This window comes from Tepidibacillus decaturensis, from assembly GCF_001561915.1.
Classification (GTDB): Bacteria; Bacillota; Bacilli; order Tepidibacillales; family Tepidibacillaceae; genus Tepidibacillus_B; species Tepidibacillus_B infernus.
On record NZ_LSKU01000001.1, the window covers coordinates 2,131,899 to 2,143,029 of the forward strand.

An 11,131-nucleotide genomic window follows, 5' to 3' on the forward strand; every position below is an offset into this window, starting at 1 on the left:
TTTCTCTAATCTACCAATGGAAATCGTAACATTCCCTGCTTTTTTCTTTCGCAATAGAAGTTGATTCGTTCTAGCAGATAAACAAGCAGCAGGTTCACTCACCCCATAGACCCCTATATGACGATAAACCGTTTCTGAAGGGTGTTGAATGGTAACCTGATTTAAATCATCTTTTGTGTAAAAGACGATTGGCCATTGGTACTTTTGACGAATCTCTAATAATCCTAATTCATCCCTTTTTAAATCAATGGTTGCGAGATGGTCAATACTCTTCCAGGATAATCCTTCCTCTTCTAACGTAGAAAATATCACAGACTCGATTTCCGAAGCTGATGTACCACGATTACATCCGATTCCAACCACTAATGTTTTCGGACGATAAAGAATTGTTGCCTCAGGGAGATCTCCCCATTCTTCTTGATGAAGTAATCGATCGGTAATGACAATTGCCCCTTGATAATCTTCCTTGATTCTACTTTCACTTGATATCGAAGAATAAAACGTAAATTGCTCAGAACGAGGAATCGAAGAAGGCCACCAATCCCTTTCTCCAACTTCTTGAATCATCGCAATTTTTTCGTCATTCACAACCACTGCACTTACCGCTGTAACATGTTGTACGGAATCCAGCTGCCAACCATATTGAACTCCTAGCAAATCAACAGCTATTTTTTGATTGACATCAGATGAAGTGGTAATAACTGGAATAGCCCCCACTAAATTGGCTACTTTATTGGCTAAATGGTTAGCCCCTCCTAAGTGTCCAGATAAGACACTAATAGCATATCGGCCATTGTCATCTAAGACAACTACAGCTGGATCTGTCCTTTTATCCTTGATAAGTGGAGCAATTATTCGCACAACAGCTCCAAGTGCCATAAATAAGATCAATCCTCGATAGGATAAAAATAAGGAAGATAAGAGCGTTGCCATACTACCATCAACTACGTAAATACCCTTTTCTTCTTCATCTCCGAAAACCCATTTTTTTGGATAATAAAGATCACTATCAGGTAATTGCTCATGCAGAAATCGTGCTTGACTTACTCCTTTTTTTGTAATTGCCACAATCGCATATGCTTTCTTCACCATTTACTCCCCTTTTCGATATCCGTGGCTAAATCGACCATCATACAATTTGGAACGATTTTTATCGATATCCAGATGATTTTGAAAAACGTTGCCGGCCAAAATCATCGCATGGGAGTGAATATTCTCTTTCTTCAATTCTTCTACCACTTTTGCCAATGTACTTTGGATCATTTTTTGATCCTCCCAAGTCGCACGATATACAACCACAATCGGTGTATCTTCTGCCCATCCAGCGAATCTTAATTCCTCTACGACTTTTTCAATAAATGATGAACTTAAAAATAATGCAAGGGTACTATGGTGACGTGCTAATTCTCTTAATTTCTCCTTTTCTGGTACAGGGGTTCTTCCTTCTATTCTTGTAATGATTAACGTCTGAGTGAGTTCTGGAATGGTAAGCTCCGCCTTGATTTGTGCAGCAGCCGCAAAAACGGAACTTACACCAGGGATGATCTCATAATCGATACCTTCCCGTTGCAATCGTCTCATTTGTTCAGATGTCGTACTAAAAATTGAAGGATCCCCAGTATGTAAGCGAACAACAAGACTTCCTTTTTGAACTTCTTCAACGATCATCTCTATTTGTTGTTCCAAGGTAAGCCCAGCTGTTTTAATCGTTTTTGCTCCTTTTTTTACCCTATCTAATAAAGAAGGATGGATTAAAGAATCGGTATAAAGAATCACATCTGCTTGTTGCAGTAATTTTAACCCTTTTACTGTGATGAGATCAGGGTCTCCAGGTCCTGCTCCAACGAAATAAACCTTATTTTCTTTCATCATGTTCTCTTCACCACCATTAATGACAAATAGGGCAACTCTTTTCCTTTTAAATCTAAAACGTTTTTATAGATGATTTCTTCGTTTGAAGTTGCTTTTGTGACTATTGCAGCCTTTTCTAAGGTATTGGTTTCGATTAAAACATCGACCAATAAATCAAGGACTTTTGCTATTTTTAGGAAAATAATCGTTTCATGTAGTTCAATCGCTTTTTTCATGTGATCTTTATTTCTCGTAGCTGGAATAATTCCGACCTGTGCATCGCCATCAGCCAATGGTAAATGTAATGAAGCCGCGGCACCAAAAATTGAAGAAATTCCCGGAATCGATTGGACGGTAACCTCTGGATGAAGGAGTCCCATATATCGATAAAGATGAATAAATGTACTATAAAATAAAGGGTCTCCTTCTGTAAGGAAGGCAACATCCTTTCCCTGCTGTAAGTGGCGAAATACTGCTTCTGTTGCTTCTTTCCATTGCTGTTCGATGATTTCTTTATTTTTGGTCATCGGGAACAGTAAAGGAAGTAATTGCTGCCGTTTTATATCAATAAAGTTCCTTACAATCGACAAAGCATAACTCGTCTCATTTACCGCCTTTATTGGAAAAGCAATCACCGGTGAATTTTTGATCACCCGTAATGCTTTTAATGTGAGAAGTTCGGGATCGCCAGGGCCAATGCCAATACCAAAAAATTGTCCGATTTTATGCTCTTCCATCTACTTCTTCCTTTCTTTTTCCTTTTGGATTCGTTGCTGTGACAATATAGATTGGATTTAAACTCTCAAATCCTGTTTTACTAGCAATCGGCTTACTTCGAGCAATCTGCACAAGTGTAATTTTCGGTGAACATCCCCTATTTTCAAAAAAATGTAATGTTTCTATCAATGTTTCCATCGTAATGGCGTTCACAATCACCCTTCCGTTTTGCTTCAGCCGATGACAGCCTAGCTGGAGGATTTCTTCTAACCTCCCATTGCTCCCTCCAACAAAAATCACATCTGGATCGGGAAGATCGTTTAAACAATCTGGGGCCTCCCCATGGATAACTGTAAAATCCGTACGAAACTTCTTCATATTTTTTTTGATAAAATCTATATTCTCAATGTCTTTTTCAATCGCATAAACTTCAGTATCTGGCTGATATTTGGATGCTTCAATGGAAACAGAACCTGACCCAGCTCCAATATCCCAAAGAATATCTCCTGATCTTAATTTCATTTCTACTAAACTTAATACCCGTATCTCTTTTTTGGTTATTAATCCTTTTTTTGGCTTTTTTTGATAAAATTCTTCGTCTTCGATTCCTAAATTCCAACTTTGAACGGCTGGAATTTCTTTTCGTTTCCGCATTATGACGATATTTAACGGCGCGAATGTTTGATCACCCGCTTCTTCAAGAGATAAGAGATAAATCTTTTCATTTTTTCCACCAAGGTGTTCACCAATAAACATTTCATACTCATCAAATCCATAGATTAGTAGATACTGCGCAATCATTGTTGGTGAATGGACAGCATCCGTTAACAGAGCAATCTTTGTTTTTCCATCGATTCTTTGGGCTAACCCTGTCAATGACCTCCCATGTAAACTTTCAATATAACTATCCTGCCAAGAATCTCCCAACCTAGCAAATGCTAATTGAACTGAACTTAGGTGAGGATAGATCGATAGATTTTCGCACCCTATAATGTCAAGAAATAAACGGCCAATTCCATAGAAAAGTGGATCACCTGAAGCAAGAACAACCACCTTTTTGTTGATTGCTTCCTCCTTTAAACGATGTAGGATAAATGGTAAATCCCCTCTTAAAATCCATTTTTCTTTTTGAAAATCGGGAAAATAGGAAAGTTGTCTTTCTCCACCTACTAAAATATCTGCTTCGGCAATCCATTTTCGGTAGTGAGGAAAAATTCCATTTTCTCCATCATCACCGATACCAATGATCTTCATTTTTTCCATTCATCCATCTCCACCCTCCCAAGAACTCTTCCCAATTTTGAAACAAGAATGACCTCTAGGATTAATCCTCCTTGAATATAAGAAAGACTCTCTAAAGCGACTAAACGGCAAATTTCTGCAAAAAAAGATGGTCTATTTTCTTCGATTATGATTTTCTCAACCCATGCAGCCGTATTGGCTTGTCGAATTTGTGCTTGAACAGAATCTGAAAAGTGAAGCCGGTTTGCAATATTAGCTAAAAATTGAAAATCAATACTCGACTCTTTTGAATGAACCATCATTTTCCCTTGCGCAACTTTGGATAGTTTTCCAATCATCCCTAAGATGGTCACCTTTTTTGTTCCTAATCTTTTCGCTTGTTTTAAAGCAAAACCAACAAATTCACCCATTTGAACAAAGGCCATTTCCTCTTTTTCCTTAAAAATGTTTTGCGCGATCTTTTCACTTGTACTCCCAGTCGTTAAAATAAAATGGTCGATGCCATTGATTCTGGCAACACGAATCGCTTGAACAATACTAGCCTGGTAAGCATCATGAGAGTAAGGAATCACCGTACCTCTTGATCCTAAAATGGAAATCCCACCAATAATCCCCAATCTAGGATTTAATGTTTTTTTCGCTAACTCTTCACCATTGGGTACCGAAATGACCACTTTTACACCTTTTGTAAGTTGATAAAAATTTAATAGCTGTTTTACTTCTTTCTCGATCATGCGTCTTGGAACAGGATTGATTGCTGCTTCGCCAATAGGGACCGGTAATCCAGGTTTGGTTACTCGACCAACCCCTTTTCCACCGTCTATCTCGATTCTTTCTTCATTAAGCCATGAAACGGTTGACAAAATTAGCGCTCCGTGGGTGACATCTGGATCATCGCCTGCATCTTTGATCACACCTGCCATTGCAAAGGTTAGGCTATACGTAGAGTTTTGAATGGGAAATCTAACCTTCTCACCAATCGGCAACTGGATTTCAATATCAAGAATTTGGCTCTGCTCAATTAACATAAGTAAAGCTGCTTTTGTTGCAGCAGTTGCACAGGCTCCTGTGGTATATCCGCTTCGTAATCCTTTTTTCTTACTCATTCTACATCCTTATCAACTTGTTGAGCCATCAGTGAGAGAGCATTCACAATTGCTGCAGCCACTGGGCTTCCACCCTTTCTTCCCTGATTGGTAATATAGGGAACATCTAATTTCTGTAATTCTTCCTTTGATTCTTTTGCAGATACAAAGCCAACAGGAACGCCGATGATGAGATCGGGCTTTGCTTTTTCCAATTTTATCAGCCGAATCAGTTCTAGAAGTGCTGTTGGTGCATTTCCAATGGCAAAAATCCCACCCTCTATTTGACTTGTTGCCTTTTGCATGGCAATAATCGAACGCGTCGTGTTTAGTTCTTTTGCTTTCTTGACTACATCCTCATCCCGTATATGACAAATGATTTGTCCACCAAAATGAGTGATGCGAGATTGATGGATTCCTGCTTTTACCATTTCCACATCCGTCACAATTTTTTTTCCTTGGCGAATTGCGAAGATACCCGCTTTCACTGCTTCTGGATGAAATCGTAAACTTCTCCCTAATTCAAAATCCGCGGTCGTATGAATCACCCTTTTGACAATTGGAAATTGTGCATCTGAAAAGGAATGATTACCGATTTCTTCTTCTATCATTTCAAAACTTTTCAACTCAATCTCCTGAGGTTGAGTCGTTATTGGCGAAAATTCTACGAAAAAATCCATATCCCTCACCTTTCGTTGATTTCATTTACAACTCATTTACTAGTGTTTCTCTAGGTATTTCAATAAATCTTCAAAATGATGAAACACAATTGGATATTGTAGTTTGGGCCTTTGTATCACGATCGTCTCAATTCCCATTTGAATGGCACTCTCTACCTTTTCTAAAAATCCTCCTTCTTTCCCACTTTCCTTTGTAATTAGAAGATTGATTCCATATTCTTTATAGATGGCTTGGTTCAATCCAGCTGAAAATGTTCCTTGCATGGCAATGATATTTTCCTTTGGTATTCCTAATGATTCGCACTTTTGTAGGTTCTCTGCCGTAGGCAAGATGCGAAAAATAAGCCGAATATTTGGCTCCCCTAACAATGACTTTGCAAATCGATCAATTTTATTGATTCCTGTAGTTACGAATACAACACCTTTTTTTTCTCTGATCCATTCAATGGCTTCTAAATAGGAAGATACGAAATGAAGATATTGGTTCTCATTTAGAACTGTTGACGGCCGCTCATACCGTAAATAAGGTATTTTTACTTCTTTTGCTACTTCCATCGCATATTTTGAAACGAGTTCTGCATAAGGATGTGTCGCATCAATAATGGCCTTAAATTTCTTTGCAAGGACCATTTCTAGCATTTGTTCTTTCGTTAACCTTCCAATATTAATGGGGATGTTTAGAGATTTATATTTTTGGGCAGCTTGTTCTGTGACCACACTTACGGATACCTTCTTATTATGTTGAAGTAAAAAAGCAGTTAGTTCTCTTGCATCTTTTGTTCCTGCTAATACTAACATTTTATCTAACCTCTGCTTATGGTTCTTGTTCACTTATTCATGATGGTGATGATGACCATTATGGTGATGTACGTGATCATGGTGATCATGATGATGTTCATGATGCGAATGATGGATGAAGTTAATACGGTACATACATTGGTCACAATTAAGGGCTGGTTTCCCCTCTAATGCTTCAAAGGCACGGTCAGTGAGAACATCGATTAATTTGTGATCAAGCCCTAGATATGGAGCTCTTTTGATCTTTTGGTTTGGATATAATTGTTGATAATGTTCGATCATTTGATCCATTCGTTTGATCAATATCCCCGTAAATAAGAAAAAAGGTAAGATATAAATGTTTTTTGCCCCTGTCGCAATACATCTTTCGATTCCTTCTGTAAACGTCGGCTCTGTTATTCCCATGAAAGCAGGTTCCACCCACTTAACTGGGATCCGTTCCCATAATAACCGCATGATTTTGTAAAGATCGCTGTTTGCATCGGGATCACTACTTCCCCTCCCCACTAGTAAAATGGCTTCCTCTTTTCTTTGTTCCCCGCTTTCTCCTTGAAAACCTATTTCTTTCAGACGATCTGTGAGAATTTGTAATGTTACTTCATGAATCGCGATAGGCCTTCCGTATGTAAAAGTGATACCTGGATATTTCACTTTTGCTTGATCAATCTCATTAGGAATATGTATTTTAGCATGACCAGCGGAAAAAAGAATAATAGGAACGAGAGCGATTTTTGTTGCCCCTTGACGAATACATTGATCCATTCCTTCAGAAACTGTGGGAGTGGTTAATTCTAAAAAACAAGTTTCAATAATCGGTACCGATTTTATTCCCCGGATTCTTTGTGCTACTTTTTCTGTAAAACGAAGTACTTCTTCATTTCCTTCTGAATCTCGACTCCCATGCCCGACAAATAAAATGGCTTCCATTTCTTCTCCCCCAAAATTTATCATTTTTTGTTAGCGTTCTGTTAAACTGTATTTATTTTGATAACCACGTGGTGTCACGATTTTTTGATCAAATTTAAAAGTGTCCGAACTGCCAATAATAATGGTGGTTACCATATTCATCTCATGATGGAGCATTTCTCCTAAAGTCGTTACGATGACTTCTTGATCGTCACGATACGCATTCTTCACAATGCCTACTGGTGTATCAACCGAGCGGTATTGTAATAAAATTTCTTGCGTTTTTTGGATCGGTAGAATTCTTTTCTTACTTTTTGGATTATAAAGGGCGATGACAAAATCTGCATCTGCAGCCAGACGAATTCTTTTTTCAATTTGTTCCCATGGTGTTAAAAGGTCGCTCAAACTGATGGTACAATAATCATTCATAAGCGGTGCTCCTAGTAAAGCCGCAGCTGCGTTGACTGCTGATATACCAGGGATGACTTCAATTTGAACAGATATTTTTTCCTCTCTTGCTGCGATCATTTCGTAAATAAGCCCTGCCATTCCATATACCCCGGCATCTCCGCTAGAGATAACAGCTACTTTCTTTCCCTTTTTTGCTAGATCAATCGCGATTTCTGCTCTTTCGATCTCTTTGGTCATTCCTGTGGCAACCACTTCTTTTCCCTGTATATATGGTAGGATAAGATCGATATAAGTTCGATACCCAACAATAACTTCACTTTTTTCAATGGCAAGTTGTGCTTGTTTTGTCATTAATTCAGCACTTCCAGGTCCAATTCCAACAATGAATAGATGTCTAATCGTTCCCATTTTGTCCATATTTCCTTTCACTTTTTATTTACAGATGTTATGTAATAAAGATAATAATTCAGTAGATGAAGTTGGTGGTTTTATTGAAGAATCGATTCGTTTCTGTTTTAATAACTCTTGGTATATTTCCAATAAAATTGGCAGTTTTAAGCCAGATTCCCTTAATATTGTTGCGTCAGAAAAAATCTCCATAGGTGTTCCTTCTTTTAATTTTTTTCCATTTTTTAAAACAATAAGATGATCGGCCCATTGATAAGCCAATTCCAAATCATGAGTAGATAAAAGGATTAACTTGGAGCTTGATTCTTCTTCTAAAAATTGGATTAATCGTTCGATAGCCTTCGGTTCAAGATAAGCTGTAGGTTCATCTAATAATAAAATCTCTGGTTCCATCACCAAGACTCCAGCTAAGGCTACTAATTTTTTCTCACCTAAACTAAGATAATGGATTGGCCTCTGTACTAAATGAGTGATATGTAAATATTCCATGATGAACTGAACTTTTTCTTGAATCATTTTATCGGGAACGTTCAAATTTTTGAGTCCATAGGCTATATCCTCCCAAACATTTGACGAGAAGAGTTGCTGTTCTGGATCTTGAAAAACAATCCCCACCTTCCTTCTTAATCGATTTAATTCCAAACGAGAATACCTTATTTCTTTTTGATTGACGATCACTTTACCTGTTGTTGGTCGGTAAATGCCGTTAATATGACCTAAAAGTGTTGATTTCCCAGCGCCATTATGGCCAATTAGCGCCGCCTTTTTGCTATTCGAGATCTTTAAGGTAAGGCGATCAAGTGCTACCGTACCATTCGGGTATTGATATATTACATTTTCCAATTCGATGATTGATGATTCCATCTGCTTTCCATCCTTTTATACTTCGGTATTAGCTTGATCAGCTACAATAGAACTTTCAATCACTCCTCTACTTTCTAAACCGATTGCCCATTTTTGATAACGCTCTAAAGAATTTATAAAAAGTTGTGATAATAAAGCAGAAAATGAATAAAGTGAACGAGTAAAGTTTTTATAGCCAAGCCGTGAAGTTTGTGCCATTTTCATCTGATAGGCTGTATCTAACAAAACAAATAGAAAACGATAGATGAGCTTCGCAATTTCGAGAAGATCAACAGGAATTTTCAATTTTTCCATTACTTTTATTAAGTCATGAAACGGAGTCGTCAGTATAAGAAAAAGTAAACTTGCCGTGTTAGACAGCGATTGAAAAAATATACTTCCTGCTGTTTCTATTCCTTGTTTCGTAATACCAATAAAATAAGGGCCGATGGAAAGAAAGCCCAACATCATTTTTGGTGATGGAGAAATGGATACCATAATGCTAATTAGGCTTACTCCTAGAAAAAGACCCATCCCTAGCAATAATGTTAGATAATCTTTCCATGGCACTTTGGCAAAACCAATAGTGATCGTGACAGTAATAACCCAGATCATAAGATCGCCAACCCAATGAAACAAAAAAGAGAAAATAAAACTTACAAACACAAATGCCAATTTGATTAAAGGATCAAGTCGAATGAAACGATTGGTATACGCAATTTGATCAATTTTCAACATTTAATTTCTCACCTGTTTTTATCCTTCCTTTGATAAAAACCAATTCCATAAATGAGAACACCGAATCCTAAAATAGCTTGAACGGAAAAAAGGAGCTTTTCCATTGTCTCATTCGGTTGAAAAAACAAATTTGTAATCCATGGTTGATAATCTCGATCTATCGATGAAATTACTCCTTGTGCTTGATCATCCGTCCCAGCAAATTCAAGATTTCCTAAAAAATTTTGTAAAAAGAGAATAAGGAACAAAACGAATACACTAAGTAGTATTTTTTTATTTACCCCAAGTAAAAAACCTCCTTTCTTTTTGTAAAAGAAATTGCAGTTCTTGCTGATGATTTTGCTTTAAAAGTTGAATAACAATAACTGTAATGATTCCTTCAATCATCGCTAACGGCACCTGAGTAACAGCAAAGATCGTAAAAAATTTTTGAAATGATTCCATCACTCCACCAATTTGTGAAGGAAACGCTAGAGATAATTGAAGTGAAGTCACAACATAAGTCATTAGATCCCCTAAACTTGCTGCCAAAAAGATTGCAAGCTTATCTCTATGGAGCAAACGTTTAAAAACATGATACGTACCTACAGCAAATATTGGCCCAGTAATCGCCATCGAAAAAAGATTAGCACCTAAAGTGGTAATTCCACCATGGGCGAGTAAAAGAGCCTGAAAAAGTAAAACAATTCCCCCAATTACACTCATGATCGCTGGACCGAATAAGATCGCGCCTAATCCTACACCTGTCATGTGACTACTACTCCCTGTAACTGATGGTAGCTTTAGAGCAGATAAAGCAAAAGTAAACGCCCCTATTACACCAAGTAGTAATTTAAACTGAGGATTTTCTTTGATAACGATACGAATCCTTTTCACTCCAAACAAGAAAAACGGAGTAGAAAGTACCCACCAAAAAGCAGCCCATTTAACCGGCAAAAAACCTTCCATGATATGCATCGCATAAGCAGACTGTGGAATGAACAAAAAATAAATCGTTAATAACAAAACCTCAACACTAAATGATCGATTTTGCAAATCAATTCCTCCCTCCAATAAAATAAGCACCCCTACCCTAAAGATAGAAGTGCTTGATGTGCTCTAGTGAATATTCTCCACCATATCACCTATTTCACAAGAAAAACACTTCTATTCGTTTTACAAGGAAAGCGTTGAAGTGTTCTAATGTGTAATCAATGCTGATATGGCACTGAAACGACAAACACTCCCCTATCTCCCGTAGGGTTTTGTGTTTTGAAAATAGGCAGGTCTCCTGACTTCGATTCACCGTCTGTATAAGGCCTTCCCAATTTTTCAATCAGTGGCAATGATTTATACAGACTCCTCGTTACAGTGGCGGGACCGTGTCGGATTTTCACCGACTTCCCTTTTAATCCAAGTTATCATTGCATAACTTGGAACCTATTTCCAACGATATTTAATTTTATTAACTTT

General features: G+C 37.6%; 13 protein-coding genes and 1 riboswitch. All 13 genes read right to left on the bottom strand.

Features of this window, described 5'->3' with window-relative positions:
* The coding region (locus U473_RS14640; RefSeq protein ID WP_068725947.1) for a cobalt-precorrin 5A hydrolase at window positions 1-1,092 on the bottom strand (1,092 nt) is incomplete at its 3' end.
* Window positions 1,093-1,872 carry a precorrin-4 C(11)-methyltransferase gene (gene cobM, locus U473_RS14645; RefSeq protein WP_068725949.1) on the bottom strand — a complete coding sequence of 260 codons (780 nt, stop codon included), beginning with the start codon at window positions 1,870-1,872 and terminating at the stop codon, window positions 1,093-1,095.
* Window positions 1,869-2,588 carry a precorrin-2 C(20)-methyltransferase gene (cobI, locus tag U473_RS10080; RefSeq protein ID WP_068725951.1) on the bottom strand — a complete coding sequence of 240 codons (720 nt, stop codon included), beginning with the start codon at window positions 2,586-2,588 and terminating at the stop codon, window positions 1,869-1,871. Before cobI ends, cobM begins: the two co-directional genes overlap by 4 nt.
* The gene (locus tag U473_RS10085) at window positions 2,575-3,831 is read right to left on the bottom strand and encodes a bifunctional cobalt-precorrin-7 (C(5))-methyltransferase/cobalt-precorrin-6B (C(15))-methyltransferase (protein ID WP_068725953.1); all 1,257 of its coding nucleotides are present in this window, start codon (window positions 3,829-3,831) and stop codon (window positions 2,575-2,577) included. Before U473_RS10085 ends, cobI begins: the two co-directional genes overlap by 14 nt.
* On the bottom strand, window positions 3,819-4,916 hold the full coding sequence (locus U473_RS10090) for a cobalt-precorrin-5B (C(1))-methyltransferase (RefSeq protein WP_068725956.1): 1,098 nt from the start codon (window positions 4,914-4,916) through the stop codon (window positions 3,819-3,821). The genes U473_RS10085 and U473_RS10090 overlap by 13 nt, the downstream gene beginning before the upstream one ends.
* Window positions 4,913-5,575, bottom strand: coding sequence for a precorrin-8X methylmutase (locus U473_RS10095; RefSeq protein WP_068725958.1), 663 nt, complete (start codon window positions 5,573-5,575; stop codon window positions 4,913-4,915). The genes U473_RS10090 and U473_RS10095 overlap by 4 nt, the downstream gene beginning before the upstream one ends.
* Window positions 5,576-5,614: 39 nt before the next feature.
* Window positions 5,615-6,373 (bottom strand): precorrin-6A reductase, encoded by a 759-nt coding sequence (gene cobK / locus U473_RS10100; RefSeq protein ID WP_068725960.1) that lies wholly within the window; start codon window positions 6,371-6,373, stop codon window positions 5,615-5,617.
* Between the two features lie 33 nt (window positions 6,374-6,406).
* The gene (locus tag U473_RS10105; RefSeq protein ID WP_068725962.1) at window positions 6,407-7,300 is read right to left on the bottom strand and encodes a sirohydrochlorin chelatase; all 894 of its coding nucleotides are present in this window, start codon (window positions 7,298-7,300) and stop codon (window positions 6,407-6,409) included.
* Window positions 7,301-7,330: 30 nt separating this feature from the next.
* Window positions 7,331-8,107 carry a precorrin-3B C(17)-methyltransferase gene (cobJ, locus tag U473_RS10110; RefSeq protein ID WP_321164168.1) on the bottom strand — a complete coding sequence of 259 codons (777 nt, stop codon included), beginning with the start codon at window positions 8,105-8,107 and terminating at the stop codon, window positions 7,331-7,333.
* A gap of 15 nt (window positions 8,108-8,122) precedes the next feature.
* Window positions 8,123-8,962 (bottom strand): energy-coupling factor ABC transporter ATP-binding protein, encoded by an 840-nt coding sequence (locus U473_RS10115; protein WP_068725967.1) that lies wholly within the window; start codon window positions 8,960-8,962, stop codon window positions 8,123-8,125.
* 15 nt (window positions 8,963-8,977) lie between these two features.
* Complete coding sequence (cbiQ, locus tag U473_RS10120; protein ID WP_068725969.1) at window positions 8,978-9,679, bottom strand: cobalt ECF transporter T component CbiQ; 702 nt, start codon at window positions 9,677-9,679, stop codon at window positions 8,978-8,980.
* 8 nt (window positions 9,680-9,687) lie between these two features.
* Complete coding sequence (locus tag U473_RS15725; RefSeq protein WP_082732491.1) at window positions 9,688-10,017, bottom strand: energy-coupling factor ABC transporter substrate-binding protein; 330 nt, start codon at window positions 10,015-10,017, stop codon at window positions 9,688-9,690.
* Window positions 9,953-10,636, bottom strand: coding sequence for an energy-coupling factor ABC transporter permease (locus U473_RS10130; RefSeq protein WP_082732594.1), 684 nt, complete (start codon window positions 10,634-10,636; stop codon window positions 9,953-9,955). The genes U473_RS15725 and U473_RS10130 overlap by 65 nt, the downstream gene beginning before the upstream one ends.
* A gap of 286 nt (window positions 10,637-10,922) precedes the next feature.
* A riboswitch (cobalamin riboswitch) is annotated at window positions 10,923-11,117 on the bottom strand.
* Between the last annotated feature and the right edge of the window lie 14 nt (window positions 11,118-11,131).

Coding starts and splice junctions, on each gene's coding strand:
- U473_RS10105 (WP_068725962.1), bottom strand. CDS start 7,300: ATGGAAGCCATTTTATTTGTCGGGCATGGGAGTCGAGATTCAGAAGGA.
- cobI (WP_068725951.1), bottom strand. CDS start 2,588: ATGGAAGAGCATAAAATCGGACAATTTTTTGGTATTGGCATTGGCCCT.
- cobM (WP_068725949.1), bottom strand. CDS start 1,872: ATGATGAAAGAAAATAAGGTTTATTTCGTTGGAGCAGGACCTGGAGAC.
- cobJ (WP_321164168.1), bottom strand. CDS start 8,107: ATGGACAAAATGGGAACGATTAGACATCTATTCATTGTTGGAATTGGA.
- U473_RS10085 (WP_068725953.1), bottom strand. CDS start 3,831: ATGGAAAAAATGAAGATCATTGGTATCGGTGATGATGGAGAAAATGGA.
- U473_RS10115 (WP_068725967.1), bottom strand. CDS start 8,962: ATGGAATCATCAATCATCGAATTGGAAAATGTAATATATCAATACCCG.
- U473_RS10090 (WP_068725956.1), bottom strand. CDS start 4,916: ATGAGTAAGAAAAAAGGATTACGAAGCGGATATACCACAGGAGCCTGT.
- U473_RS10130 (WP_082732594.1), bottom strand. CDS start 10,636: ATGCATATCATGGAAGGTTTTTTGCCGGTTAAATGGGCTGCTTTTTGG.
- cbiQ (WP_068725969.1), bottom strand. CDS start 9,679: ATGTTGAAAATTGATCAAATTGCGTATACCAATCGTTTCATTCGACTT.
- cobK (WP_068725960.1), bottom strand. CDS start 6,373: ATGTTAGTATTAGCAGGAACAAAAGATGCAAGAGAACTAACTGCTTTT.
- U473_RS10095 (WP_068725958.1), bottom strand. CDS start 5,575: ATGGATTTTTTCGTAGAATTTTCGCCAATAACGACTCAACCTCAGGAG.